The organism is Streptomyces sp. NPDC043867 (assembly GCF_056435845.1).
Genome location: NZ_JBWKDS010000002.1, coordinates 352,882 through 377,490 on the forward strand (window position 1 = coordinate 352,882; position 24,609 = coordinate 377,490).

At 72.2% G+C, this 24,609-nt stretch carries 24 protein-coding genes; 12 read left to right on the forward strand and 12 right to left on the reverse strand.

Annotated elements, in window-relative coordinates; all coding sequences use genetic code 11:
- Positions 1 to 9: 9 nt before the first annotated feature.
- The 4 genes from AC069T_RS03440 to AC069T_RS03455 form a co-directional block, all read right to left on the reverse strand.
- Positions 10 to 1,098 carry an NADH-quinone oxidoreductase subunit B family protein gene (locus AC069T_RS03440; RefSeq protein WP_478781101.1) on the reverse strand — a complete coding sequence of 363 codons (1,089 nt, stop codon included), beginning with the start codon at positions 1,096 to 1,098 and terminating at the stop codon, positions 10 to 12.
- Between the two features lie 63 nt (positions 1,099 to 1,161).
- Positions 1,162 to 2,943: a hydrogenase maturation protein gene (locus tag AC069T_RS03445; protein ID WP_478781102.1), complete on the reverse strand. Its 1,782-nt coding sequence runs from the start codon at positions 2,941 to 2,943 to the stop codon at positions 1,162 to 1,164.
- Positions 2,944 to 3,039: 96 nt separating this feature from the next.
- Positions 3,040 to 3,285: a hypothetical protein gene (locus AC069T_RS03450; RefSeq protein ID WP_478781103.1), complete on the reverse strand. Its 246-nt coding sequence runs from the start codon at positions 3,283 to 3,285 to the stop codon at positions 3,040 to 3,042.
- Positions 3,272 to 3,538, reverse strand: coding sequence for a DUF6400 family protein (locus AC069T_RS03455; RefSeq protein ID WP_266555699.1), 267 nt, complete (start codon positions 3,536 to 3,538; stop codon positions 3,272 to 3,274). Before AC069T_RS03455 ends, AC069T_RS03450 begins: the two co-directional genes overlap by 14 nt.
- 540 nt (positions 3,539 to 4,078) lie before the next feature.
- Here AC069T_RS03455 and AC069T_RS03460 point away from each other — a divergent pair.
- The 3 genes from AC069T_RS03460 (at position 4,079) to AC069T_RS03470 (ending at position 7,900) form a co-directional block, all read left to right on the forward strand.
- Positions 4,079 to 6,013 (forward strand): SMI1/KNR4 family protein, encoded by a 1,935-nt coding sequence (locus AC069T_RS03460; RefSeq protein ID WP_478781104.1) that lies wholly within the window; start codon positions 4,079 to 4,081, stop codon positions 6,011 to 6,013.
- A gap of 226 nt (positions 6,014 to 6,239) precedes the next feature.
- Positions 6,240 to 6,596, forward strand: a complete 357-nt coding sequence (locus AC069T_RS03465) for a DUF779 domain-containing protein (protein ID WP_478781105.1) — start codon at positions 6,240 to 6,242, stop codon at positions 6,594 to 6,596.
- A gap of 74 nt (positions 6,597 to 6,670) precedes the next feature.
- Complete coding sequence (locus tag AC069T_RS03470; protein WP_478781106.1) at positions 6,671 to 7,900, forward strand: phosphodiester glycosidase family protein; 1,230 nt, start codon at positions 6,671 to 6,673, stop codon at positions 7,898 to 7,900.
- 2 nt (positions 7,901 to 7,902) lie between these two features.
- Here the strand turns inward: AC069T_RS03470 and AC069T_RS03475 are convergent, their stop codons facing one another.
- The 6 genes from AC069T_RS03475 to AC069T_RS03500 all read right to left on the reverse strand — a co-directional run bounded on the left by AC069T_RS03475 (position 7,903) and on the right by AC069T_RS03500 (position 13,260).
- Positions 7,903 to 8,097 carry a hypothetical protein gene (locus tag AC069T_RS03475; protein ID WP_478781107.1) on the reverse strand — a complete coding sequence of 65 codons (195 nt, stop codon included), beginning with the start codon at positions 8,095 to 8,097 and terminating at the stop codon, positions 7,903 to 7,905.
- Between the two features lie 104 nt (positions 8,098 to 8,201).
- Complete coding sequence (locus tag AC069T_RS03480) at positions 8,202 to 9,065, reverse strand: phosphatidylinositol-specific phospholipase C/glycerophosphodiester phosphodiesterase family protein (RefSeq protein ID WP_478781108.1); 864 nt, start codon at positions 9,063 to 9,065, stop codon at positions 8,202 to 8,204.
- 215 nt (positions 9,066 to 9,280) lie between these two features.
- The gene (locus tag AC069T_RS03485) at positions 9,281 to 10,369 is read right to left on the reverse strand and encodes an acyl-CoA dehydrogenase family protein (protein WP_478781109.1); all 1,089 of its coding nucleotides are present in this window, start codon (positions 10,367 to 10,369) and stop codon (positions 9,281 to 9,283) included.
- Positions 10,366 to 11,574: an acyl-CoA dehydrogenase family protein gene (locus tag AC069T_RS03490; RefSeq protein WP_478781110.1), complete on the reverse strand. Its 1,209-nt coding sequence runs from the start codon at positions 11,572 to 11,574 to the stop codon at positions 10,366 to 10,368. The genes AC069T_RS03485 and AC069T_RS03490 overlap by 4 nt, the downstream gene beginning before the upstream one ends.
- Entirely contained in the window at positions 11,571 to 12,548 is a 978-nt protein-coding gene (locus AC069T_RS03495) for an NADPH:quinone oxidoreductase family protein (protein ID WP_478781111.1), read from the reverse strand. Before AC069T_RS03495 ends, AC069T_RS03490 begins: the two co-directional genes overlap by 4 nt.
- An 85-nt stretch (positions 12,549 to 12,633) precedes the next feature.
- Positions 12,634 to 13,260 carry a helix-turn-helix domain-containing protein gene (locus AC069T_RS03500; protein ID WP_358851149.1) on the reverse strand — a complete coding sequence of 209 codons (627 nt, stop codon included), beginning with the start codon at positions 13,258 to 13,260 and terminating at the stop codon, positions 12,634 to 12,636.
- 77 nt (positions 13,261 to 13,337) lie between these two features.
- Here AC069T_RS03500 and AC069T_RS03505 point away from each other — a divergent pair, with 77 nt between their 5' ends.
- The 5 genes from AC069T_RS03505 to AC069T_RS03525 all read left to right on the forward strand — a co-directional run bounded on the left by AC069T_RS03505 (position 13,338) and on the right by AC069T_RS03525 (position 18,197).
- Positions 13,338 to 14,276, forward strand: coding sequence for an NAD(P)/FAD-dependent oxidoreductase (locus AC069T_RS03505; RefSeq protein WP_478781112.1), 939 nt, complete (start codon positions 13,338 to 13,340; stop codon positions 14,274 to 14,276).
- 161 nt (positions 14,277 to 14,437) lie between these two features.
- Positions 14,438 to 15,976 (forward strand): ATP-dependent DNA ligase, encoded by a 1,539-nt coding sequence (locus AC069T_RS03510; RefSeq protein ID WP_478781113.1) that lies wholly within the window; start codon positions 14,438 to 14,440, stop codon positions 15,974 to 15,976.
- The gene (locus AC069T_RS03515; protein WP_478781114.1) at positions 15,973 to 16,437 is read left to right on the forward strand and encodes an NUDIX hydrolase; all 465 of its coding nucleotides are present in this window, start codon (positions 15,973 to 15,975) and stop codon (positions 16,435 to 16,437) included. Before AC069T_RS03510 ends, AC069T_RS03515 begins: the two co-directional genes overlap by 4 nt.
- Before the next feature lie 109 nt (positions 16,438 to 16,546).
- Entirely contained in the window at positions 16,547 to 17,932 is a 1,386-nt protein-coding gene (locus AC069T_RS03520) for an NADP-dependent succinic semialdehyde dehydrogenase (protein WP_478781115.1), read from the forward strand.
- A 25-nt stretch (positions 17,933 to 17,957) separates the two neighbouring features.
- Positions 17,958 to 18,197, forward strand: a complete 240-nt coding sequence (locus AC069T_RS03525) for a DUF6213 family protein (protein ID WP_358851145.1) — start codon at positions 17,958 to 17,960, stop codon at positions 18,195 to 18,197.
- Positions 18,198 to 18,520: 323 nt separating this feature from the next.
- Here AC069T_RS03525 and AC069T_RS03530 read toward each other — a convergent pair whose 3' ends face one another.
- Positions 18,521 to 19,747, reverse strand: a complete 1,227-nt coding sequence (locus AC069T_RS03530; RefSeq protein WP_358853747.1) for an acyl-CoA dehydrogenase family protein — start codon at positions 19,745 to 19,747, stop codon at positions 18,521 to 18,523.
- A 169-nt stretch (positions 19,748 to 19,916) separates the two neighbouring features.
- On the opposite strand from AC069T_RS03530, the gene AC069T_RS03535 reads away from it, so the two are divergent.
- Positions 19,917 to 20,561: a TetR/AcrR family transcriptional regulator gene (locus AC069T_RS03535; protein ID WP_478781116.1), complete on the forward strand. Its 645-nt coding sequence runs from the start codon at positions 19,917 to 19,919 to the stop codon at positions 20,559 to 20,561.
- Between the two features lie 53 nt (positions 20,562 to 20,614).
- On the opposite strand, the gene def is transcribed toward AC069T_RS03535, so the two are convergent.
- Positions 20,615 to 21,154, reverse strand: a complete 540-nt coding sequence (def, locus tag AC069T_RS03540; RefSeq protein WP_478781117.1) for a peptide deformylase — start codon at positions 21,152 to 21,154, stop codon at positions 20,615 to 20,617.
- A 153-nt stretch (positions 21,155 to 21,307) separates the two neighbouring features.
- Here def and AC069T_RS03545 point away from each other — a divergent pair, with 153 nt between their 5' ends.
- The 3 genes from AC069T_RS03545 to AC069T_RS03555 all read left to right on the forward strand — a co-directional run bounded on the left by AC069T_RS03545 (position 21,308) and on the right by AC069T_RS03555 (position 24,518).
- A complete protein-coding gene (locus tag AC069T_RS03545; RefSeq protein WP_358853750.1) occupies positions 21,308 to 22,546 on the forward strand; it encodes a MurT ligase domain-containing protein in 1,239 nt (412 codons plus the stop codon).
- A 15-nt stretch (positions 22,547 to 22,561) separates the two neighbouring features.
- On the forward strand, positions 22,562 to 23,290 hold the full coding sequence (locus tag AC069T_RS03550) for a type 1 glutamine amidotransferase (protein WP_358853751.1): 729 nt from the start codon (positions 22,562 to 22,564) through the stop codon (positions 23,288 to 23,290).
- A 202-nt stretch (positions 23,291 to 23,492) separates the two neighbouring features.
- Entirely contained in the window at positions 23,493 to 24,518 is a 1,026-nt protein-coding gene (locus tag AC069T_RS03555; RefSeq protein WP_358853752.1) for a 6-phosphofructokinase, read from the forward strand.
- Positions 24,519 to 24,609 lie beyond the last annotated feature (91 nt).

Consider the following 24,609-nt stretch of genomic DNA (forward strand, 5'->3'; position numbering starts at 1 on the left):
GGCGGATACTCACCACGGGGGTCGGTATCCGGTGGTGATCTTGTCTCCGGCTTGGCGCCACTTGGGCTCCTTGTCCACCGTTTTGGCCGTGATCGACCGCAGCTTGCGGACCACGGCGCCGTACGCTCCGCTGGCGTTGCTGGACAGCTTGGCGCCGGGGGGCTCGTCCATGAACGGCATGAACTTGTCGGGGAATCCGGGCATGGTGCAGGCGATGCAGATGCCGCCGACGTTGGGGCAGCCGCCGATCCCGTTCATCCAGCCGCGCTTGGGCACGTTGCACTTGACGACCGGGCCCCAGCAGCCAAGCTTGACCAGGCAGGTCGGCGAGTCGTACGACAGGGCGAACTGGCCCTGCTCGTAGTAGCCCGCGCGGTCGCAGCCCTCGTGCACGGTGGCCCCGAACAGCCAGGTCGGGCGCAGCTTGTCGTCCAGCGGGATCATCGGGGCGGCGCCGGTCGCCTGGTAGAGCAGGTAGGTGAGCGTCTCGGAGAAGTTGTCGGGCTGGATCGGACAGCCGGGGACGCACACGATGGGGATGCCCGCGTGGGACTTCCAGTCCCAGCCGAGGTAGTCGGGCACGCCCATCGCGCCGGTCGGGTTGCCCGCCATGGCGTGGATGCCGCCGTAGGTGGCGCAGGTGCCGATGGCGACGACCGCCAGTGCCTTCGGCGCGAGCCGGTCGATCCACTCGCTTGTGGTGATCGGCTGGCCGGTCTCCGGGTTGTCGCCGAAGCCGCACCAGTAGCCCTCGGGTTTGATCGCCTCGTTGGGGATGGAGCCCTCGACGACCAGCACGAACGGGTCGATCTCACCCCGCTCCCCCTTGAAGAACCACTCGATGAACGTGTCCGAGCCGCCGACCGGACCGCACTCGAAGTCGATGAGCGGCCAGTGGACGGCGATCTTCGGAAGGCCTGGCAGCACCCCGAGCACGATCTCCTCGATGCTGGGCTGCATGGCCGCGGTCAACGCGACCGAGTCTCCGTCGCAGCTCAGCCCCGCGTTGATCCAGAGAATGTGGATCGTGGGTGCCTCGTCGGCGGGCGCGCCGCTCGCGTCCGCAGCGTCGACCGTGTCCGGCGTCGCCTCAGTCATGGGACCGCCTCCTGGGGAGGTTAGGGATGAAAGCCCAGATTTCGACCATCGCTTCTCTTCGTATCAGCCGCTCGGTCGTGGTGAGACGCCATTGAGGGCCGTTCCGGTGACATCCGGGGCGGAGGGGGTGGGACCGGTTTGCGCAACCTGGGCGGGACCGAGGTGTGGCGGGGTGCACGCCGGCCGCTCCTTGTGGACGAAGGAACGACGCAGCGAGTGGTACGGGGCGTCCGGGTCGTCGAAGGTCCGGCGCATGCGGGCCAGCTCCTGCTCACGGAAGCCGGCCAGCGGGGTCACGCTCTCCAGCCGGTCCAGCTCCGTCTTCTTGGCGGTGATCCGTGACGCCGTCGCCGGCAGTGACGCCAGACGGGCCGCCAGGCCGCCGACTTCCCGCGCGAACGCGTCAGGACCGCAGTCGATTACCCGGTCGACGAGCCCGAGGCGCAGTGCGCCCGCCGAGCTCACCGGCAGAGCCTCACGCATGAGCCGTTCGGCCGTCGCGGGACCCACCTTGCGGGGCAGGGTGTGCGTCCAGTACTCCGAGCCGTACAGGCCCATCAGGCGGTAGTGAGGGTTCAGTACGGCGCCCGAGCGGCACCACACCTCGTCGGCCGCCAGGGCGAGCATCACCCCGCCCGCCGCGGCGTTGCCCGCGACCGCCGCGACCACCAGTCGGTCCGTCGTCGTCAGGACAGCCTCGACCAGATCGTCGATGGCGTTGATGTTCGCCCAGGACTCGGCAGCGGGGTCGTCCGCGGCCTCGATGACGCCCAGGTGGATCCCGTTGGAGAAGAAGTCCCGTTCGCCGCCCAGCACCAGTACGGACGTGGGCCGCTCGCACGCTTCCCGGTAGGCGCCCAGCAGACGTCGGCACTGCTCCGTGCTCATGGCGCCGCCGGGGAAGGAGAACGAGAGGAACCCGACGTTCCCGTCCTCCCGGTAGCGGATGTCCGTCCAGGTACGGTGCCGCACCTCGGGCAGCAGGGGCAAGGCATGATCGGGCAGGGGCGGCAGCAGGTCGCCCAGTGCCCGCACGGCGGGCAGTTTGTACGTGGGCGGCTGCCCGGGCACGCGCCGGGGCCGCAGCTCGGGGATCCACACGGCGCCGTCCTTGGTGGCCCGGCACACCGCCCCGGCCCTGATGGCCAGCAGCTCGCCCGGGCGGCCGCGCAGCACGCTCTCGGGATGACCGCCGTGCAGATACCACTCACGGCCGAGCAGGACGTCCAGCACACCGGGCTGGGAGTCCGCCGCTCTCAGCTTGCGCAGGACGTCCTGCGTGGAATTCTCGGTCCAGTCGATTCGCCGGATGCTCTGGTCGAGGTAGGGGCGGGGGCGCAGACGGGCGTCGGCCGTGGGTGCCACGTCCTGCTTGCGTGGTACGTGGGTTCCCTCGGCGAAGCGCTCCACCGCGAGCAGGACGGCCTTGAGCGCGGCGTCGGCGATCTCGCCCCGGTACAGCTCGCTCTTGGGAACCGGAGGGACCCGGCACGGTACACAGGCCCACACGTCACCGGCGTCCATCTCCCCGTCGGCCTGCAGGACGGTGACGCCCCACTGGTCGACGCCCTCGTGAATCACCCAGTCCAGGGAGGAGGGACCGCGGTCGCCCACGGGCCCCGGATGGACGATGAGGCAGGTGTGCGCTGCCCATACCTCCTCGGGAATCGCCGTTTTCAGCATCGGCGCCACGATGAGCTGCGGAGCGTGCCGCCGCACGGTTTCGGGCAACGGGCTACCGGGCAGGGCGAGTTCCACCGCCACGGTGTGGCCACGGTCGCGCAGCTCCGCGTGGACACGCTGGGTGAGGCTGTTGAATGCACTGGCTAGGAGCAGGATGTGCACGGCTGCCTCCGGGACGGACGAACGGCAGGCAGGGATGGCCGCCGGACGCGATCCTCGGGCAAGGCGGCCTGCCGTTCCCGACGACAGGCGGTGGGATCATCCGAAAGCGGGCGCCGATCCGCCGTCCGGCCTCACACCGAAGTGGGTCTCGTGTGCCCAGATGTGGGTGCACGACCGGCACTGCAGGTGGAGCAGGCTGCCGACGTGGGACAGCAGGTAGCGCCAGTGCTCGGAGCAGGTGCGCCCCTGCTCGCAGGTGGCGCACCCGCGACGGTCGTCGCAGTTCGGGCAGGCCACCCAGGCGCGACGCCCGATGTCCGCGTGCGGGTCAAGCGGCAGCATCGCCGCCCCCTCTCCGCGGCAGCACACCGGCCGAGACCAGCTCGTCGTACACGCGCTGTTGCTCCGCGCTGAGGCCGGAATACAGCAGCTCATACGCCGCTTCCTCGCCGCGCAGCGCGGCGACGGGGTCCCAGTCGGGGCCGAGAGCGTCCAGGACATGAGCGCGCCGGAGCAGTTCGTGTGAGCTCAGGTCGACGTCCAGGTCGATCGTCGGGAGCGGGTCGCCTGGAACGGCGCGGCCATGGGAGGACATGGGACCGAACGTAGGCAAGCGCTTCTCGCCCCGGCAAGAGCGGGTGGGAGAAGTCACAGCAGGCCGCGCCCCCAGGGACCTCCGGTGGCGACCCGCACGTGCCAGGTGATGCTGGGCGCATTCCCCGCACAGCACGGATACACCCCGGGAAGAGGACCGCTGCGGAGGTCGGCCCGATCCCGCCGGAACACGTCAGCACTTTGCTGAGGCCCCCTGCATCGGGTTCGAGGATCAAGATCCGGACCGTTCACGGGCCGGTCGTCCCGCCGACGACCGCACCAGGCATCATTCCTGCTGGTCATGCCAGATGCGGGGCGTGTACCACCATGAGACGAAGAACCTGCTGGTGAGTTACTCACCGAAGAAGCTGGGCTTCTTCTAGACATGCAAACCCTGGATTCGGGCGGTGCTCCCGCCCCGCCGTCCGCCGGATCCGGGCACCTTGGAGTTGCATGTCCGATCGGAAGGCACAGTGAGCCATCTCGTGCTCCGTCTCCAGTCGGCGGAGCGCTGTCAGTGCTGGGTGGCAGCATCGGGACCATGACGGACATCACGGCATTCGACTGGCGGCCCTTCCTGCTCGAGTGGAGCGCCGAATGGGCGGATTCCCTGCCGGCCGACGAGACGCGGAGCACGGACGACGAGGTCGCGCTGCGGGCGCGGTGGCTGGGGTTCCCGCCCGCGTCGGAGGAGCGGATCGCGGCCATGGAGGAGCGTCTCGGTCGGCGGATGCCCCCGTCGTACCGGGAGTTTCTGAAGGTCAGCGACGGGTGGCGGCACGCGGGCGGGTTCGTGTGGCTGCTGGCCGGGACCGCGGACGCGCACTGGCACCGCAACGAGTCGGGGCTCGCGGACATGTACGAGGAGTACCTGGACGAGGACGCCGGGCCCGAGGAGCGTCGGGAGGCGGGCGTCTGGCGGCGCGGGCTGCAGCTCGACGTGGAATCCGACATCACCCACGTCCTCCTGGATCCCGAGGACGTGGACGAGGACGGCGAGTGGGCCGTCTACACGTGGGCGAGCTGGCGTGCCGCGCCACCCGAGCGGCACGCGAACTTCCTCGCGTTCATGCGGGACATGCACCGCGAGTTCCACAGCCTGCGGGCGCACCGGAGTGACGGGGAGCCGGTGTTCGCCAACGACACGACGCGAAGGCTGGACGCCCAGGTGGAGGAGGCCCGGCTGGAGGCGCTGCGCGGCGGCTGGGAACGGGCCGGGAAGGCGCTGGCAGAAGCCAAGGAGTACGGCAGGCCGCGGGCCGCCGGGCTGGGCGACCAGATCCGCCGCCTGCTCGAAGAGACCCACGCGGTCGACTTCGACGGCCTGGTGACGGACCCGCGATACGCGCCCGAGCTGTTGCCGCCGCTGGTCGCCGAGCACGCGGCGCACTCGTACCGGGACGACTCGACGCTGCCGTTCCATCTGCGGGGCGCCGATGACCATGTGGTGTCGCTGGCCTACGCGACTCTGGATCAGCTGCGGAACGGCACGTACCGGTACGCGGCGGCCGGACCGTTCGGAGAGGCGGTCGAGCGGGCTCGGGAGCTGGCACGGTGGGGGGACACCGACGCGGCATGGCGGATGCTGCGGGACGCGCTGCCCCTGTGGGAACCGCTGGGACCGGACCACTTGGCGCCCCTGGGATGGGTGGCCGATCCCGTACTCGGGCCGCTGCTGACCCCGGAGCGTGGCCGCGAGCTGCTGTCCACCCCGCGGGGCGGGCAGTCGGGTGAGGCACCGCGGCCGACCGCCGGGCTCGACCCGGGTGACCTGACGTGGCTCGCGGAGCCGGACCCGGGCAACAACCGTACGTCCTACCGGTTCGTCCTGGTGGAGGGTGTGGAGCCGCAGGAGCTGCCCGGACGCCTCACGAACGGGGACGGCACCGTGCTGAACGCACCGGCGACCGCCTGGGAGGCACGCGAAGGGCGCAACCGGAGGGAGAGTTCGTCCTATGACGACAGGGCTCTCATGGCGGTCGGCCGGGCCGGCACAGGTTGGAGCTTCGCCTTCGACGGCGACCCCGCCCCGTTCAACCCATTGCGGTTCGTCTCACCGGCCGTTGCCGTCAGCGCGGGCACCCGCGTCGTGGTGGTGTGGAGCGGCCTGAGGGCGTGGCACGGTGAACCGTTCTTCCACCTCTCGGTGGCCCGGGACGGTGCGGAGGAGTACGCGTTCACGTACACGGACGGCGAGGTCCGCTCGAGCGGGGAGATACCGCGGGCGCTGGACCCGGACCGGTTCTTCGGTGGCGCGCAGGGCGGCGCCGAGGCGGAAAGGCCGTTGCTGGCGGCGGTGACCGAGGAGTTCGGTGTCCGTCTGCCGCGGCACGCCCTCGTGAGGGGACGGCTGCACACGTTCACCACCCGCTCCTGGACGCGGCCGCCCAGGGACGGGGAGACCTACACGGTGATACGCATGTGGGAAGCCGCGGACCCTGAGGACGGAACCGTCGCGCCGGGCCCCGGCTCGTAACCGCCCTCAACCGTCGGCCGTAGACCGTCGGCCGTCAGCCGTTGTCCGACGGCCGATGTCCGGCAGCCGACGGCCGACGGCCGATCGGCGGCTGAAGCCAGGGCGGTGGCCGTTCCGGTGGCGCCGCGCCGCGCAACGTCCGTGCAACGTGCCGGGGAGTTGGCTGAACCCGGCCACGGGACGGCACCGTGGCGCGCCCGACATCCCGAGGACGGGAGCCACCGCAGTGGACACGACTCCCCGCGTCGAACTGACCCCGGCCGCCGCCGCGCTGCTGGCACGGCTGCGCGCCCTCCACGGACCGCTGATGTTCCACCAGTCCGGCGGCTGCTGCGACGGCAGCGCCCCCATGTGCTTTCCGGCCGGCGAGTTCCGCACCGGCGCTTCCGACATCCTCCTCGCCGAACTGGAGGTGGACGGGGCCGGGGAACCGGTCACGTTCTGGATGTCGAGGAGCCAGTACGAGGTGTGGCGCCACACCCGGCTGATCGTCGACGTCGTGCCGGGACGGGGCAGCGGCTTCTCGCTGGAGGCACCCGAAGGGGTGCGTTTTCTGATCCGTTCCCGCGTCGTCGGCACGTAGCCGCCGACGCGGCCCCGCCGTCTGGTGCACTCCCCTGAAGTCCTGGGACAGTTGACGAGACATCAGGGGGGACTGTGACGCGTCGCACCGCACGGTTCAAGACGGTACTGACGGCTCTGGCGGCGTGGAGCGCGCTGGCCGGAGCGGCGCTGACGACAGCGGCGCCGGCCGGCGCGGCCGACGACGGCACGGAGATCGCGCCGGGCGTGCGCTACACGGAGTTCGACGTGCAGGCGGCCAAGGGCGTGACGCACGCCCATCTGCTGACCGTCGACCTGCGCAACTCCCGTACGAGCGTGGCTCTGCTGTACCCGGGCGTCGTGGCGTCCCGGGCTCCCGTCTCACAGCTCGCCGATTCCTTGGGCGCCGTCGCGGGCGTCAACGGCGACTTCTTCAACATCACCGAGACCCAGCATCCCGGGGTCGAGGCGACGGGCGCACCCGTCGGCCCGGCGATCGCGAACCGGCGGGTGCTGAAGGCCGCGGTCCCGGACAGACAGCGCTTCGGGCCCGCACTGCCGCCCGGCACCACCACGAAGGACGTCCTCGGCGTGGGCGTCGACGGCAGGGCCAGACTGGACAGCATGGCGCTCGACGGCTCCGTGCGCACCCGCGACGGGCAGTTCGCACTCGGCGGGCTCAACCAGTACGCGCTGCCCCGGGGTTCGGTCGGGGCGTTCACCTCGGCCTGGGGCGGCGTCTCGCGGGCCCGGGCCGTGTGCGGCACGGACACCGACCGCGCCGCGCCCTGCAGTTCGGACACCTACGAGGTGACGGTCAGGGACGGCAGGGTCGTCTCCGCCGCCGACACGCCCGGCGCCGGTCCCATCGGCGCGGACACCACCGTCCTGGTCGGCCGGGAGGCGGGGGCACAGCGGTTGCGCAAGCTGTCGACGGGTGAGGCTGTCCGGGTGCGGCACCGTCTGGTGGCGGCGCACTCGCGGGTCGCGTACCGCTTCGCGCTCGGCGGCTGTCCGGTCCTCACCGGCGGCCGGCCGCTGCCCGGTCTGGACGACACGACGTCGGCCGTACGGACCGCGGCCGGCGTCGCGGACGGCGGGCGCCGCCTGCTCCTGTTCGCCGTCGACGGGGCACCCGCGTACCGCAGCGGTCTGACCGTCGCCGAAGTGGCGGACACCCTGCGCGGGTTGGGCTCCGAGGACGCCTTCAGTCTGGACGGCGGCGGCTCCACCACGCTGGTGGCCCGGGATCCCGGGGCCGCCGCCGTCACCGTACGCAATCACCCCAGCGGTGGGGCGGAGCGGCCGGTGCCCAACGGCATCGGTGTGTTCGCGCGGTCCTGACGTCAGGGGTTCAGGCTGCTCACGATGTTCGCGGTGGCCGTGAGCCCCTCGTTGATCGTCGGCGCCATGCTCGTGCTCGCCAGGTAGAACCCCAGCATGACGCAGACCACGGCGTGGGAGAGCTTCAGCGCGCCGTTGCGCACGAAGACCACCGCCAGGATCAGCAGCAGCACCACCACAGAGATGGAAATGGCCATCGTCAACCTCCTCCGCCACGTCGGCACCGCGGCGTTCGGCCGCAAGTGTCGCGTAGCGGAGGGTCCTTCCGGGCGGCTGACGTGTCCTCCGAACGTGTGGTGTTCTACGGCCTGTCGTGAGCGTCGAGGAATGCCTGGAGCCCGGCCAGGTCATCCGTGTTGAGGTGATCGACGCCGGCGGCGAGGAGTTCGCCCCACAGGGCGTCACGCGCCGGTCCCGGCAGGTCGGGGGTGGCCCAGAACCGCACCCGCTGCCCGCGGGCGTGTGCCGAGGCGGTGATGCCGTGCAGCTTCTGCCGCTCGGTGTCGGGGAACGGGCCGACACCCTGCCAGGTGAAGTTGAGGGTCCAGTTGTCGCTGATCAGCGGGACGAAGGAGGCGGGTGCGGCACTGCCGAGGTCGGCGAGGCGGCCGTCGTAGAAGGCACGCCGCACGCTCTGTGCCTCCATGGGGGCGCGGGCCGCCCGGTCGCCGGAGATCACCGCGGTCACGGCTCCCGGGTGCACCCGCCCGTGCGCGTACGCGGTGAACAGGTGCCGGTAGCGGTACAGATGGCGGTCGAGTTCGAGGTACGTCGAGGCGCCCTCGGTCTTGAGGTCGACGAGCAGTTGCAGGGGCCTGCGGTGCCCCCGGTACACCGAGCCGTGCTGGGCCCGGACGCGGGCGGCGAGGGGGTCCAGGTAGAGGGCCTCGAGGGTGCGGGCCGGGTCCAGGTCGGCCGGGTCGTGCGCGACGAGGAGTTGGCCGCCCACCAGGTAGATGTCGGCCTCGACGCTGCCGAAGCGGTGGTCGAGGGCGTCGAGGAGTGGCCTCGGATGTTCGTAGTCGTTGTGCGCGTGGGCGCGCCACAGGGGACGCGGGCGGTGCCGGCGCTCGCCGGCCCGCGCGAGCGCGGGGGGCAGCGCGACGGTGCCCGCGAGGGCGGCGCCGAGGGTGGTGAGGGCTCTGCGGCGGGTGGTGAGGGCCATGCTCTGCCTCCCTGGAGGTGCCCTGCGGGGCAGGCGGGAGCACCGCCCCTTCGAGCGAAGTCGGGTCGGGGAGAGTATGCGGTCCCCCGGTCCTCAAGGAGCAGGGCTGTGCGGGGAGTTGGCCGGACTGCCGTCGCGGGTTCACTTCCTCGGCGCAGCACACAGGCATGGCCCGCCCCGGAGGGCGGGCCATGCGGCGGAAGGCGTGCCGGGCGTCAGGGCGCGCGCAGGTCGACCAGTTCGGCCAGTTCCTCCCGCTGTCTGCCGGCCGTGCCGTAGGCGAGGGAGTCGGCCTTCGCCCGCTTCAGGTAGAGGTGGACCGGGTGTTCCCAGGTCATGCCGATGCCGCCGTGCAGCTGGAGGGCCTCCTCGGCGGCGTGCACGGCGACCGGCGCCGCGTAGGCCCCGGCGACGGCCACGGCAACCGCGGTGTCCGCGCTGCCGGTGGCGAGCGCGTCGGCGGCGTTGCGGGCGGCGGCGCGCAGGTTGACTACTTCCAGCCACACCTGCGCGAGCCGGTGCTTGAGCGCCTGGAAGCCGCCGACGGGCCGGTTGAACTGCTTGCGTTCCTTCAGGTAGCGGACCGTCTCGGTCAGGCACCAGTCGGCGAGGCCGAGTTGCTCGGAGGCGAGCAGGCCCGCGCCGGACCGCAGGGCGCGGCTGATCGCCGGCGCGGCGTCGGGGCTCAGCCGGCGCGCCGGTGCCCCGTCGAGGACGACCGTGGCGAGGGGCCGGGTGAGGTCGAGGGAGACCTGGGGCGTGAGGGTGACGGCATCCGCGTCCACGGCGTACAGCGCGCCGTCCTCGGCGGGGACGAGCAGGACGTCGGCGGCGGCCGCGTCCGCGATGCCGGTCAACTCCCCGTGCAGGGCCCCGTTTTCATGGCGTACGGCCTTGGGGGTGACGCCCGGGGCGACGGACAGCGCGACGGCGAGCACGCCGATCGTCCGGCCGGACGCCAGGGCGGCCAGCAGGGTGGTGGCCTCGTCGCTCTCGCAGGCCAGCAGCGCCTCCGTGGCGACGACCGCACTGGTCAGATAGGGCACGGGCGCGACGGCGCGGCCCAACTCCTCCAGGACGACGGCGGCTTCACGATGGGTGGCGCCCTGGCCGCCCCGCTCCTCGGGGACGAGGAGGCCGGCGAGGCCCATGCTCTCGGTGAGTGCCTTCCACAGGGCGCGGTCGTGCGGGGCGTCGCTCTCGGTGCGGGTGATGACGCCTGCCGCGTCGCAGTGGTCGGCGAGGAGACCGCGGACGGCGGCGCGCAGCGCCTCTTCCTCCTCCGAGTACAGCAGATCGCTCATCGGGCCAGGTCCTTCCAGGCGACGTCCTTGTCGGTGCGCGGCTCGGAGGGGAGACCCAGCACGCGTTCGGCGACGATGTTCAGCAGGACCTCGGTGGTCCCGCCCTCGATGCTGTTGCCCTTGGAGCGGAGGTAGCGGTAGCCGGCGTCACGGCCGGTGAAGTCCACCTTCTCGGGCCGCCGCATCGTCCAGTCCTCGTACAACAGGCCTTCCTCACCGAGGAGTTCGACCTCCAGGCCGCTGATCTCCTGGTTGAGGCGGGCGAATCCGAGCTTCATGGCGGAGCCCTCGTGGCCGGGCTGGCCCGCGACGAGCTGCTGGCGCAGCCGCTCCCCGGAGAGCCGGGCGACCTCGGCCTCGACCCACAGTCTCAGCAGTCGCTGGTGCAGGTCGTGGGTGCGCAGCTCGGGGCGCTCGCGCCAGGTCTTCGAGGCGGGGCCGATCATGCCGCCCTCGCGCGGGATGCGCATGCCGCCGATGGAGACGCGCTCGTTCATGAGCGTGGTCTGCGCGACCCGCCAGCCGTCCCCGACCTCGCCGAGGCGGTGTGCGTCGGGGATGCGCACGTCGGTGAGGAAGACCTCGTTGAACTCGGCCTCGCCGGTGATCTGGCGCAGTGGCCGCACCTCGACACCCGGGTCGCTCATGTCGCAGACGAAGTAGGTGATCCCGCGGTGCTTGGGCGCGTCGAGGTCGGTGCGGGCGATGAGGATCGCCCAGCGGGCCACGTGGGCGCTGGACGTCCAGACCTTCTGCCCGTTGACGACCCAGGTGTCGCCCTCGCGGACGGCGCGGGTGCCGAGCGCGGCGAGGTCGGACCCGGCGCCGGGCTCGCTGAAGAGCTGGCACCAGACCTCCTCGCCGACCCACAGGGGGCGCAGGAAGCGCCGCTTCTGCTCCTCCGTGCCGTAGCCGAGGATCGTCGGGGCGGCCATGCCCAGGCCGATGCCGATGCGCCGGGGGTCGTTGTCCGGGGCGCCCGCGGCCTCCAGCTCGCCGTCCACGACGGCCTGGAGGGTGCGTGGCACGCCCAGACCGCCGAGTCCCTCGGGAAAGTGCACCCAGGCGAGCCCGGCGCCGAAGCGGGCCCTGAGGAAGTCGAGGCGGTCCGTGCTCGCGGGCGGGTGCGCGGCCAGCAGCTCCAGGGTGCGGCGGCGCAGGCCGGCGGCGTCGAGTGCGCCGCCCTCGCGTGTGGCGTCGGTCATGCGTCTGCTCCGTTCTCCGGCGAGGGGACCACGGCGACGCGTCCCGTCGTGGTCCCGTCGGCGACGCGCTGAACTGCCGCCGCGGCGCCGCTCAGTGGTACGCGCTCGCTGATCAGCGGCTTGACGGCACCGCGTGCGGCCAGCTCGGTGAGCTGCTCGTGGCAGTGCTGGACCAGCTTCGGGTTCTTGGTGTTGTACAGGCCCCAGTGCAGGCCGAGGATCGCGTAGTTCTTGACCAGCGCGTGGTTCAGGCCGGGGCTGGGGATGGTCCCGCTCGCGAAACCGACGACGACGATCCGGCCCTCGAAGGCGACGACCTTCGTGGACTGGGTGTACGCCTCGCCGCCGACGGGGTCGTAGATCACGTCGGCGCCCCGGCCGCCGGTGGCTTCCTTCACGGCGCCGATGACGTCCTCGGCGCGTCGGTCGACGACGACGTCGCAGCCGAGTTCACGGGCGACGGCGGCCTTGTCTGCCCCGCCCACCACGCCGATGACGGTGGCGCCGGCGGCCTTGCCGAGCTGGACAGCGGCGCTGCCGACCCCTCCGGCTGCGGCGTGGACGAGCAGCGTCTCCCCCGCCTCCAGGCGGGCGCGCCGGTGCAGACCGAACCAGCCCGTCTGGTAGCCGATGTGCAGGGCGGCCGCCTCGGCGTCGTCGAGTGCGTCGGGCGCGGGCAGGACGGCGGCCGCGTCCGCGACGGCGTACTCGGCGAAACCCCCGTACGGCAGCGCGGGGTTGGCGAGGACGCGGCGCCCGTCCTCGGTCTCGCCGCAGATCTCGACACCGGGGGTGAACGGCAGCGGCGGCCGGACCTGGTACTGCCCGCGGCACATCAGCGCGTCCGGGAAGTTGATGTTCGCCGCGCGCACCTTGAGCAGCAGTTGGCCCTCACCGGGCACCGGCCGCTCCACGTCCGCGAGCCGCATCACCTCGCTCGGCTCGCCGTTCTGGTGCACTTGCCATGCCTGCATGCGGGGCCTCCACGGGACTGCGTCGTCTGACCGGGCTCGTCGCATACTAAGCGGTCGCTTGCCGATCAGGGAACAGTCGCGTCCGTCACGGAGCGGACGCCCTGGTGGGCCGCGCCCTGACGTGCATGCGCTCCCCCTGGGGACCGAAGAGACTCAGGAACTCGACCGGTCCTTCCCCCGTGGAGCCGAACCAATGCGGAACACGGGTGTCGAACTCGGCGGCCTCCCCGGGACCGAGCACCACGTCGTGCTCGCCGAGGACGAGCCGCAGCCGCCCGGAGAGCACGTACAGCCACTCGTAGCCCTCGTGGGTCCGCGGGTCGGGTTCCTGCCGGCGCACGGGTTCGAGGACCTTGAAGGCCTGGAGTCCACCGGGCTGCCGGGTGAGGGGCCAGTGGGTACGGCCGTTGCGCTGGATCGGTTTGGCACGCACGCGCGGATCGTCGACCGGCGGGGCGCCGACCAGCTCGTCGAGTGCGACCTTGTGGGCGCGGGCGATCGGCAGCAGCAGCTCCAGGCTCGGCTTGCGCAGCCCGGACTCCAGGCGCGACAGCGTGCTCACGGAGATGCCGGTCGCCTCGGACAGGCCCGCGAGCGTGGCCCCCCGCTCCTTGCGGATCCGCCGCAGCCTTGGACCGACGCCCGCCAGGACCGCGTCCGCACCCGTCCCGTCCGCCGGTTCTCCGCCTGCACCTGTGCCTGTGTCGCTCATGAACGTATTGCAGATTCAGCAAAGGCATTTGTCAAGACGGCGGCTGCCGGGCGACTGTCAGGGCGGAGGTGGTCACCATGACCGAGAGGTACGAAGCCGTCGTCGTCGGGGGCGGTACGGCCGGACTGTCGGCGGGGCTGGTACTCGGCCGGGCCCGGCGCAGGACACTCGTCGTCGACGCCGGCGAGCCGCGCAACGCACCCGCCGCGCACATGCAGGGATATCTGTCCCGCGACGGCATGCCGCCGGCCGAGTTCCTCGCCGAGGGACGGCGGGAGATCGAGCGGTACGGCGTCGAGCTGGTCCGGGACCGGGCCGTGGACGTGTCCCGGGACGAGGCGGGCGAGTTCGACGTGACGCTCGCCGCCGGGCGCACGGTGCACGCCCGCCGGCTGGTCGTCGCCACCGGGCTGGCCGACGAGCTGCCGCCGGTGCCGGGCGTCGCCGAGCGCTGGGGACGGGACGTGCTGCACTGCCCCTACTGCCACGGCTGGGAGGTCCGGGACGAGCCCTTCGGGGTGCTGGCCACCGGCCCGATGAGCGTCCACCAGGCGCTGATCGTCAGCCACTGGTCGAAGGACGTGCAGCTGTTCCTGCACACGGTCGACGAGGACACGCTCCCGGACGAGGACCTGCGCAGGCTCGCCGCAGCCGGGGTCGACGTGGTGCCGGGCGAGGTCGCCGGTCTCGTGACCGCCGACGACCGGCTCACCGGGATCCGCCTCGCGGACGGAACGGTCCACGACCGCGCCGTGCTCTTCGTCGCGGCCCGCCTGTCGCCGCGCACGGAGCTGCTGGAGAAGCTGGGCGCCGAGTTCCACGAGACCGCGTTCGGCACGTACCCGGTGGTCGACGAGACCGGCCGCACGACCGTGCCCGGCGTCTGGGCGGCGGGCAACGCGACCAGCCACGCCGAACAGGTCGTGAACGCGGCGAGCGCCGGATACCGGGCGGCTGCCGCCCTCAACGGCGACCTGGTGTTCGGCGACATCGACGCGGCGATCGCCCGCGGCTGATCACCCGGCGCGGCGCCGGCGACGGCGACGCGACCGGCGGCAGCAACAGCTGCATCGGCTGCACTCGCTCACCAGCTCACCGGCAACGGATCATCGGACTCCGGCCGGTCCCGGTGGCCCTTGAGGGTGTGCGCGGGGCGGCGCCGTTGCACCATGGCTGCATGCTGCTGAGCCGGCTCGCCCACGTGTCCCAGGAGGTCGCCGCCACCTCGGCGCGGTCCCGGAAGATCGCTCTGCTCGCCGAGCTGTTCCGGGACGCGGACGCCGACGACGTACCGATCGTCATCCCGTATCTGGCCGGCCGGCTGCCCCAGGGCCGGCTCGGCGTCGGCTGGAAACTCCTCGGCACACCGGTCCCGCCCGCCGCAGAAGCCACGCTGACCGTGCGCGAGGTGGACGCCCGCCTGACGGGGCTCGGCGCGGTCACCGGCACCGGCTCCCAGGCCGGACGCAGGCACCTGATGACCGAGCTGCTGGCGGCGGCCACCGAGGCGGAGCAGCGCTTCCTGTTCGGGCTGCTGACCGGCGAGGTGCGGCAGGGCGCGCTGGACGCCGTCGCCGTCGAAGGGCTGGCCGTGGCGACGGGGGCGCCCCCCGCCGACGTACGGCGGGCGGTGATGCTCGCCGGGTCGCTGCAGACCGTGGCGCAGGCACTGCTCGCGGACGGCCCCGGCGCCCTGGACGGTTTCCGCCTCACCGTGGGCCGGCCGGTCCTGCCGATGCTGGCGCACACGGCCGCGTCCGTCACCGAGGCGGTCGGCAAGCTGGGCCCGTGCGCCGTCGAGGAGAAGCTCGACGGCATCCGCGTACAGGTCCACCGGGACGGCGACCGCGTGCGCGTCTACACCCGCACGCTCGACGACATCACCGGCCGGCTGCCCGAGCTGACCGCGGCGGCGCTGGAGCTGGACGGGGAGCGTTTCATCCTGGACGGCGAGGTCATCGCGCTCGACGAGGGCGGCCGGCCCCGCTCCTTCCAGGAGATCGCCGGGCGCGTCGGTTCGCGCCTGGACGTGGCGACGGCCGCCGCCGCGGTGCCCGTCTCCCCCGTCTTCTTCGACGCGCTGTCGGTCGACGGCCGGGATCTGCTGGACCTGCCGTTCGCCGAGCGGCACGCCGAGCTGGCACGGCTGGTGCCCGAGCCGATGCGCGTGCGGCGCACCCTCGTGCCGGGTTCCGAGGAGGCCGACTCCGCCGAGACGTTCCTCGCGGACACGCTCGCCCGCGGCCACGAGGGCGTCGTGGCCAAGGCGCTGGACGCTCCCTACAGCGCGGGCCGGCGCGGCGCGTCCTGGCTGAAGGTCAAGCCCGTGCACACGCTCGACCTGGTGGTGCTGGCCGCGGAGTGGGGCCACGGGCGGCGCACCGGCAAGCTCTCCAACCTGCATCTGGGCGCCCGCGGCGAGGACGGGGGTTTCGTGATGCTGGGCAAGACGTTCAAGGGGATGACGGACGCGATGCTGGCCTGGCAGACGGAGCGGCTGCGGGAGCTCGCCGTCGACGACAACGGCCACGTGGTGACCGTACGCCCCGAACTCGTCGTCGAGATCGCCTACGACGGCCTCCAGCGGTCCACCCGCTATCCGGCCGGCGTCACGCTCCGCTTCGCCCGGGTGATCCGCTACCGCGAGGACAAGACCCCGGCCGGCGCCGACACCGTCGCGACCCTCCTGGCGGCCCACCCGGAGGTGGCGAAGTGACGGTGAGACGGAGTGCGGGCCTGCTGCTGTACCGGCGCGCCGGCGACGGGACCGAGGTGCTCCTCGGTCATATGGGCGGCCCGTTCTTCGCCCGGCGCGACGCCGGCGCGTGGACCGTGCCCAAGGGCGAGTACGAGCCGGACGAGCCCGCCTGGGACGCCGCCCGCCGCGAGTTCCAGGAGGAGCTGGGGCTGCCGCCGCCCGAGGGCGTGGCGACACCGCTCGGGGAGGTCCGGCAGTCCAACGGGAAGATCGTGACGGCCTGGGCGATCGAGGCCGACCTCGACCCGGCCGCGGTGGTCCCGGGCACCTTCGAGATGGAGTGGCCCCCGAAGTCCGGGCGCGTGCAGGAGTTCCCGGAGCTCGACCGGGTGCAATGGTGCGGCCTGGAGCGGGCCCGGGCGGTGATCGTGCCGGCGCAGGCGGCGTTTCTCGACCGGCTCATGGAGCACTCGGACTGAGAGCCGGCGTCCGCAAGGCGGCACCGGTTCCCCGAAGAGCCCTCCGCGTTGCGGTGTACCGCGCGGCGCGGGAGGGTCACAGAACAGCCCCGCTCCCAGGAGGTCGGCCATGCCCATCGCGACGGTGAACCCGGCGAACGGCGAGACGCTCAAGACGTACGACGCCCTCGGCACCGAGGAGACCGAGCGCAGGCTCGCCACCGCCGCGGCCACGTTCCGCACCTATCGCACCACGTCCCTCGCCGAGCGCGCGCGGCTGCTGCACCGGGCCGCCGGCCTCCTGGACGAGGACCGGGACGAGATCGCGCGGATCATGACCACCGAGATGGGCAAGCCGCTCCAGCAGGCCCGCGCCGAGGCGGCGAAGTGCGCCAAGGCGATGCGCTGGTACGCCGACCACGCCGGGGAACTCCTCGCGGACGAGGAGCCGGGCGAGTCGGCGGCCCGCGACTCCGGCGCCTCCCGGGTGATCGTGCGCTACCGGCCGCTCGGCCCGGTCCTGGCCGTCATGCCGTGGAACTTCCCGCTGTGGCAGGTCGTCCGGTTCGCCGCGCCCGCGCTGATGGCGGGCAACGTGGGCCTGCTCAAGCACGCCTCGAACGTGCCGCAGACCGCTCTCTACCTGGAGGACCTGTTCCGCCGGGCGGGTTTCCCCGACGGGTGTTTCCAGACGCTGCTGATCGGCTCCGGCGCGATCGAGGACATTCTGCGCGACCCGCGGATCAAGGCGGCCACCCTCACCGGAAGCGAGCCGGCGGGCCGCGCGGTCGCCTCCGTCGCCGCGGACGAGATCAAGAAGACGGTCCTGGAGCTGGGCGGCAGCGACCCGTACGTCGTCATGCCGTCGGCCGACCTCGACCAGGCCGCGAAGACCGCGGTGACGGCGCGTGTCCAGAACAACGGGCAGTCGTGCATCGCGGCCAAGCGGTTCATCGTCCACACGGACGTGTTCGACGCCTTCGCCGAACGCTTCACGGCGGCGATGGGGCAGCTCACGGTGGGCGACCCGATGGACGAGGGCACGGACGTGGGACCGCTCGCCACCGAGCAGGGCCGCAGTGACCTGGAGGAACTCGTCGACGACGCGGTGGAGAGCGGTGCGACGGTCCTGTGCGGCGGCGAGCGCCCCGACGGTCCGGGCTGGTACTACGCCCCGACGATCCTGGCCGACATCACCCCCGAGATGCGCATTCACCACGAGGAGGCCTTCGGGCCGGTGGCCACGCTCTACCGGGCCGCCGACCTCGACGAGGCGGTCGCGATCGCCAATGACACCCCGTTCGGACTGAGTTCGAACGTCTGGACGCGCGACGAGGCCGAAGTGGACCGGTTCGTCCGGGACCTGGAGGCGGGCGGCGTGTTCGTCAACGGGATGACGGCCTCCCATCCGGCCTTCCCGTTCGGCGGGGTCAAGCGGTCCGGCTACGGACGTGAGCTGTCGGCGCACGGAATCCGAGAGTTCTGCAACATCACCACGGTGTGGCACGGAGCGTGAGCGTCCGGCAGCTACGATCCCCCCTGTGAACCGCGAAGTGACCCTCCCTCTGATCGTCGACGACCGCGGCACGCTGCAGGTCTCGGCCGCCGACGTCAGCAAACTGCTGCGCACGGTGGGCGGCCGGTGGCTGCATCTGGTGGAGGCCGGCCAGGACGGTCTCGACGAGGACACGGTCGCGACGCTCACCATCGAACTCGCCAAGCTCGCCGACCGGATCGACGTCGCCTGCATCGCGCACAGCAGCGGGACCACGACGAACTGACGGTGCGTCGGCCCGCCCCCGGGCCGGCCGGCCCCGGCCGGCCCGTATGCCGGCCGCGCTCCCACGGGGCGTGCCGGAACCGGCTCCCGGAGACCCGCAGGAGACAGCCGTACAGAGGGGCCGTCTCCTCGCCGAGCCGCCAGGGGCCCCGAACCCGCTCGAGCGCTGCTCGTGCCGCCGGGTCACGGCCGTACGGTGCGCCCCCCGCCTGCGGTCCCGCACGGGAAACGGGATCGAGCGGGCCACCCCGGGCACGGTGACCGTCGTGCCGCCGGGGTGCCCGCACGCCTTCGCGAACCCCACGGACGTGTCCGTGGAGCCGTTCAGCGGATCGGCATCCCCGACAGGGTGCGGGCGATCACCAGGCGCTGGATCTCGCTCGTGCCCTCGAAGATGGTGTAGATCGCCGCGTCGCGGTGCATCCGCTCCACCGGGTACTCCCGGGTGAAGCCGTTGCCGCCGAGGATCTGCACCGCCTGGGCGGTGACCTTCTTGGCGGTCTCGCTGGCGAAGAGCTTCGACATGGAGCCCTCGGCCGCGGTGAACGGCTTGCCGTTCACCGCCATCCAGGAGGCGCGCCACACCAGCAGGCGGGCCGCGTCGATCGACGTGCGCATGTCGGCGAGCTGGAAGGCGACGCCCTGGTTGTCGATGATCGGGCGGCCGAACTGCTCTCGGGTCTTGGCGTACTCCAGCGCCTCCTCGTACGCCGCGCGGGCGGTGCCGACGGCCATGGCGCCGACCGCCGGGCGGGACGCCTCGAACGTCGCCATCGCGGCGTTCTTCACCCGCTCCCCGCCCTTCCTGGCGCGCTCACGGGCCCGGGCGAAGCGCTCGTCGAGCTTCTCCTTGCCGCCGAGCAGACAGGAACCGGGAACGCGGACGTTCTCCAGGACGACCTCGGCGGTGTGCGACGCGCGGATGCCGTGCTTCTTGAACTTCTGGCCCTGGGACAGACCGGGCGTGTTCGGCGGGACGATGAAGGAGGCGTGGCCCTTGGAGCCGAGCTCGGGGTCGACGACCGCGACCACGACGTGGACGTTGGCGATGCCGCCGTTGGTCGCCCAGGTCTTGGTGCCGTTGAGGACCCACTCGTCCTTGGCCTCGTCGTAGACGGCACGGGTACGCATGGAGGCCACGTCGGAGCCGGCGTCGGGCTCGGAGGAGCAGAAGGCGGCGACCTTGACATCGTTGGCATCGCCGTACATCTGGGGGATCCAGGTGCCGATCTGCTCCTCGGTGCCGTTGGCGAGGACGCCCACGGCGGCGAGGCCGGTGCCGACGATCGACAGCGCGATGCCCGCGTCGCCCCAGAACAGCTCCTCCATCGCCATCGGGATGCCGAGGCCGGTGGCGTCGAAGTACTGCTGGGCGTAGAAGTCGAGGGAGTAGATGCCGACCTTCGCGGCCTCCTGGATGACCGGCCAGGGAGTCTCCTCACGCTCGTCCCATTCGGCGGCGGCGGGACGGATCACGTCGGCGGCGAAGCCGTGCAGCCAGTCCCGGACCTCCTTCTGTTCGTCGTTGAGCTCCATGGTGAACTCGGCCATGTCCCCTCCAGCGTTGCCTGCGCGTGTTACTTGCGGTAACAGGAGTCTGTTACCGGCGGGTAGTGAAAGTCAACTCCCCGATCCCATTCGGCAGCCCGTTCGATAGGGCGTGGTCCGTGAGTGTTAGTTTGCGCAGGCGTCACCGAATCAGCACAGGTGGGGAGAGCACATGGAGACCACGCAGCGGACCGAGCAGCAGAGGTCCGCCGACCGACGCCGGCGCGAGCTGCTGGAGGCAGCGGACCGGGTGGTCCTCCGCGACGGCCCCGGCGCCTCGATGAACGCCATCGCCGCCGAGGCGGGCATCACCAAGCCGATCCTCTACCGGCACTTCGGCGACAAGGGCGGACTCTACGCCGCCCTCGCCAAGCGGCACACGGACGCCCTCCTCGAAGCCCTGCGGGCCGCACTGGACGCCCCGGCCGAGCGCAGGCAGCGGGTGGAGGCGACGCTGGACACCTATCTCTCGGCCATCGAGGCCCGCCCGCAGGTGTACCGCTTCCTGATGCATCCGGCGGAGGCCGGCCAGCCGGGCGACATGGGCTTCGACGTCGGTCTGCACTCCGCCCCGCTGCTGCGCCGCATGGGCGAGGAGCTCGCCCAGGTCATAGAGGAGCGCGTCGACCTCGGCCCCGGCAGCCAGCAGCTCGCCCGGGTGTGGGGGCACGGCATCGTCGGCATGATGCACGCGGCCGGCGACTGGTGGCTCGGCGAACGTCCCTGCCCCCGCGCCGAGTTGGTGCGCAGCCTGGCCGACCTGCTGTGGGGCAGGCTGGCGGCGGCCGGCGACAGGGCGGGCGGGCCCGGCTTCTGACCTTCCGCCGACAGAGAACCCGCGCCCGGAGGCGTGCGCCCCGTGGGCGGGAGTCAGTGCGCCCAGGAGGCCCGCGCCGCCCGGCGCAGGACCCGGCGGCGCCGGACGCCCGTGACCCGGTCCGGGTACACCAGGCCGTCGAGGTGGTCGCACTCGTGTTGCAGGCACCGCGCGAACCAGCCGGTGCCGCGCACCCGCAGCGGTTCGCCGGTCACGGTGAAACCCTCGACGAGCGCCTGGTCGTACCGCTCGGTGCCCGCTTCCAGGCCCGGCAGCGACAGACAGCCCTCCGGGCCGCGCAGCACCACCCCGTCCGCCTCGACGAGCCGCGGGTTCACCAGGTGTCCCAGATGACGGACGTCCTCGTCGTCCGGGCAGTCGTACACGAAGACCCGCAGCCCTTGCCCGATCTGGTTCGCGGCGAGGCCCACGCCCTCGGCGGCGTACATCGTCGCGAACATGTCCTCGACGAGTCCGGCCAGTTGGGGACCGAAGTCCGTGACGTCCTCGCACGGCGTGTGCAGCACGGGATCACCGAGCAGGGTGAGGGGCCGGACTCGCCCTCGGGCGCCCGGGATGGAGCGTTGTCGCATGGCGGCAAGGGTACGGTCCTCAATGTCGCGCGAATGTCGCGCGGGCACCGTGACGGTGCCGCGATTCGGGCACGTGAGTGGATCTCGATAGGCTGAGGGCCACACGGTGCCGGGGGCAGAGGCGCGGCGCGTACGCAAGGAGGATCGGACACGATGTCAGGCAACTCGGACCCGCTGACGCCGCGGGCCAAGCTGGCCGTGACGGCGGGCAAGGCGGCCGCGGCTGTCTCGCGTGCCGCTGGACGCGGCAGCGGATCGGTGATCGGCGGCCGGGTGGCACTCAGGCTCGACCCCGATCTGCTGGCCCGGCTCGCCACACACCTGGACGTCATCCTGGTGTCGGCCACGAACGGCAAGACCACCACCACCCGGCTGATCGCGGAGGCGCTGCGCGCCGCGGGCCCGGTCGTCTCGAACGCACTGGGCGCGAACATGCCCGCCGGTATCACCTCGGCGCTGGCCGGCGGTTCCGACGCCAAGTTCGCGGTCATCGAGGTCGACGAGAAGTACCTGGCCGGAGTCGCGCGCGACACCGACCCGAAGGCCATCGCGCTGCTGAACCTCTCGCGCGACCAGCTCGACCGTGCCGCCGAGACCCGCATGCTCGCCGAGCACTGGCGGGAGGGCCTGGCCGGCACCAAGTCCGTCGTGATCGCCAACGCGGACGACCCGCTGGTCGTGTGGGCCGCCTCCTCCTCCCCGAACGTGGTGTGGGTGGCCGCGGGCCAGATGTGGAAGGACGACGCCTGGTCCTGCCCGTCCTGCGGCGGTGTGATGCAGCGGCCCGGTGACGACTGGTTCTGCAACGAGTGCGGTTTCCGGCGCCCGACGCCCAGTTGGGCGCTCTCCGGGGACTACGTCCTCGATCCGCACGGCTCCAGCTGGCCGATCCACCTCCAGCTGCCCGGCCGCGCCAACAAGGCGAACGCCGCCTCCTCCGCCGCCGTCGCCGCCGTCTTCGGGGTGCCACCCCAGGTCGCCCTGGAGCGCATGTACCAGGTGCAGGCGGTGGCCGGACGCTACGACGTCGTGCAGTTCATGCAGCGCGACCTGCGCCTGCTGCTCGCCAAGAACCCGGCGGGCTGGCTGGAGACGTTCTCGCTGATCGACCCGCCGCCGACCCCGGTCATCCTGTCGGTGAACGCACGCGGCGCCGACGGCACCGACACCTCCTGGCTGTGGGACGTCGACTACACCCGGCTGACCGGCCACCCGATCTTCGTCGTCGGCGACCGGAAGCTGGACCTCGCGGTGCGCCTGGAGGTCGCCAACCAGCACTTCGAGGTCTGCGAGAACCTCGACCAGGCCGTGCAGAAGGCACCGCCCGGACGGATCGAGGTCATCGCGAACTACACCGCGTTCCAGGACCTGCGCCGCCGCGTCGGAAACTGACCCAAGAGGATGACCATGACTGACAACCAACTGCGGCTGGTGTGGATCTACCCGGACCTGCTCAGCACCTACGGCGACCAGGGCAACGCTCTCGTCGTCGAGCGCCGGGCCCGTCAGCGCGGACTCGACGTGGCCCGCGTGGACGTGCGCAGCGACCAGCCGATCCCGACCTCCGGCGACATCTACCTGATCGGCGGCGGCGAGGACCGGCCGCAGCGGCTGGCGGCCGAGCGGCTGCGCCGCGACGGCGGCCTGCACCGCGCGGTCGGCAACGGGGCGATCGTCTTCTCCGTCTGCGCCGGCTACCAGATCCTCGGCCACGAGTTCATCAACGACCTCGGCCAGCGCGAGCCCGGCCTCGGTCTGCTCGACGTGGTCTCCACCCGCGGCGAGGGCGAGCGGTGCGTCGGCGACGTGCTCGGCGACATCGACGCCCGCCTCGGCCTGCCGCCCCTGACCGGCTTCGAGAACCACCAGGGCATCACCCACCTCGGCCCCTCCGCGCGCCCGTTCGCGAACGTGCGGCTCGGCAAGGGCAACGGCACGGGTGACGGCACCGAGGGCGCGTACAACGACACCGTCTTCGGCACCTACATGCACGGTCCCGTGCTGGCCCGCAACCCGCTGATCGCAGACCTGCTGCTGAAGCTGGCGCTCGACGTGAACGCGCTGCCGCCGATCGACGACCGGTGGTACGAGGCGCTGCGTTCCGAGCGGATCGCGGCGGCTCAGCAGCCCGCCTGAGACTGCGCGCGCCGTCCGCCCGCGGCCCCCGGGAAACGGTTCGGCAGAGCCCGTCTGACACGGGTTCCGCTCAGCTGTGCGGGGGCGTCCAGCAGGCGGACGCCCGGTGCGGCCCCGCCCCCTCCCGCCGGTAGGGTGGCGGGGATTCCAGCCGGACAACGTGGTCCGGTCCCCGGCCCACGCGGAGAAGGTATTTCGGGCTATGCGCATTGGTGTCCTCACCTCCGGCGGCGACTGCCCCGGTCTGAACGCCGTCATCCGGTCCGTCGTGCACCGTGCCGTCGTCGACCACGGCGACGAGGTCATCGGCTTCCGGGACGGCTGGAAAGGCCTTCTGGAGTGCGACTACCTCAAGCTCGACCTCGACGCGGTGAGCGGCATCCTCGCCCGCGGCGGCACGATGCTCGGCTCGTCCCGGGTCCAGCCGGCGCACCTGCGTGACGGTGTGGAGCGGGCCAGGGGGCACGTCCAGGAGCTCGGGCTCGACGCGATCATCCCGATCGGCGGGGAGGGCACCCTCAAGGCCGCCCGGCTGCTGTCCGACAGCGGTCTGCCGATCGTCGGCGTGCCGAAGACCATCGACAACGACATCGCCGCCACGGACGTGACCTTCGGCTTCGACACGGCCGTGGGCGTCGCCACCGAGGCACTGGACCGGCTGAAGACCACCGCCGAGTCCCACCAGCGCGTGCTGATCGTGGAGGTCATGGGCCGCCACACCGGCTGGATCGCGCTGCACTCCGGCATGGCGGCCGGCGCGCACGCCATCGTCGTGCCGGAACGCCCCTTCGACATCGCGGAGCTGGCCGCCAAGGTCGGCGAGCGCTTCGAGGCGGGCAAGCGGTTCGCCATCGTCGTGGCCGCCGAGGGCGCCAAGCCGCGCGAGGGCACCATGAGCTTCGACGAGGGCGCCAAGGACATCTACGGACACGAGCGCTTCGCCGGCATCGCCCGCCAGCTCTCCCTGGAGCTGGAGGAACGCCTCGGCAAGGAGGCCCGTCCGGTGATCCTCGGGCACGTCCAGCGCGGCGGCACCCCGACGGCGTACGACCGCGTGCTGGCGACCCGGTTCGGCTGGCACGCCGTGGAGGCCGTGCACCGCGGCGAGTTCGGGAACATGACCGCGCTGCGCGGTACCGACATCGTGATGGTGCCGCTCGCGGACGCGGTCGAGACGCTGAAGACGGTCCCCGAGGAGCGGTACGCCGAGGCGGAAGTGGTCCTCTAGGTCGTGTCCGCAAAGTCTCGTCGTCCGCCCGGAGGGCGGGTTCCGCGGCGTCTGGTGCGTGCTCTCGGCGTGCCGGGCGGAGACCCTCGTA

Coding starts and splice junctions, on each gene's coding strand:
- AC069T_RS03530 (WP_358853747.1), bottom strand. CDS start 19,747: ATGGCCGAGTTCACCATGGAGCTCAACGACGAACAGAAGGAGGTCCGG.
- AC069T_RS03450 (WP_478781103.1), bottom strand. CDS start 3,285: ATGCTGCCGCTTGACCCGCACGCGGACATCGGGCGTCGCGCCTGGGTG.
- AC069T_RS03510 (WP_478781113.1), top strand. CDS start 14,438: ATGCTGCTGAGCCGGCTCGCCCACGTGTCCCAGGAGGTCGCCGCCACC.
- AC069T_RS03460 (WP_478781104.1), top strand. CDS start 4,079: ATGACGGACATCACGGCATTCGACTGGCGGCCCTTCCTGCTCGAGTGG.
- def (WP_478781117.1), bottom strand. CDS start 21,154: ATGCGACAACGCTCCATCCCGGGCGCCCGAGGGCGAGTCCGGCCCCTC.
- AC069T_RS03485 (WP_478781109.1), bottom strand. CDS start 10,369: ATGAGCGATCTGCTGTACTCGGAGGAGGAAGAGGCGCTGCGCGCCGCC.
- AC069T_RS03490 (WP_478781110.1), bottom strand. CDS start 11,574: ATGACCGACGCCACACGCGAGGGCGGCGCACTCGACGCCGCCGGCCTG.
- AC069T_RS03440 (WP_478781101.1), bottom strand. CDS start 1,098: ATGACTGAGGCGACGCCGGACACGGTCGACGCTGCGGACGCGAGCGGC.
- AC069T_RS03495 (WP_478781111.1), bottom strand. CDS start 12,548: ATGCAGGCATGGCAAGTGCACCAGAACGGCGAGCCGAGCGAGGTGATG.
- AC069T_RS03535 (WP_478781116.1), top strand. CDS start 19,917: ATGGAGACCACGCAGCGGACCGAGCAGCAGAGGTCCGCCGACCGACGC.
- AC069T_RS03500 (WP_358851149.1), bottom strand. CDS start 13,260: ATGAGCGACACAGGCACAGGTGCAGGCGGAGAACCGGCGGACGGGACG.
- AC069T_RS03545 (WP_358853750.1), top strand. CDS start 21,308: ATGTCAGGCAACTCGGACCCGCTGACGCCGCGGGCCAAGCTGGCCGTG.
- AC069T_RS03505 (WP_478781112.1), top strand. CDS start 13,338: ATGACCGAGAGGTACGAAGCCGTCGTCGTCGGGGGCGGTACGGCCGGA.
- AC069T_RS03475 (WP_478781107.1), bottom strand. CDS start 8,097: ATGGCCATTTCCATCTCTGTGGTGGTGCTGCTGCTGATCCTGGCGGTG.
- AC069T_RS03455 (WP_266555699.1), bottom strand. CDS start 3,538: ATGTCCTCCCATGGCCGCGCCGTTCCAGGCGACCCGCTCCCGACGATC.
- AC069T_RS03555 (WP_358853752.1), top strand. CDS start 23,493: ATGCGCATTGGTGTCCTCACCTCCGGCGGCGACTGCCCCGGTCTGAAC.
- AC069T_RS03520 (WP_478781115.1), top strand. CDS start 16,547: ATGCCCATCGCGACGGTGAACCCGGCGAACGGCGAGACGCTCAAGACG.
- AC069T_RS03550 (WP_358853751.1), top strand. CDS start 22,562: ATGACTGACAACCAACTGCGGCTGGTGTGGATCTACCCGGACCTGCTC.
- AC069T_RS03480 (WP_478781108.1), bottom strand. CDS start 9,065: ATGGCCCTCACCACCCGCCGCAGAGCCCTCACCACCCTCGGCGCCGCC.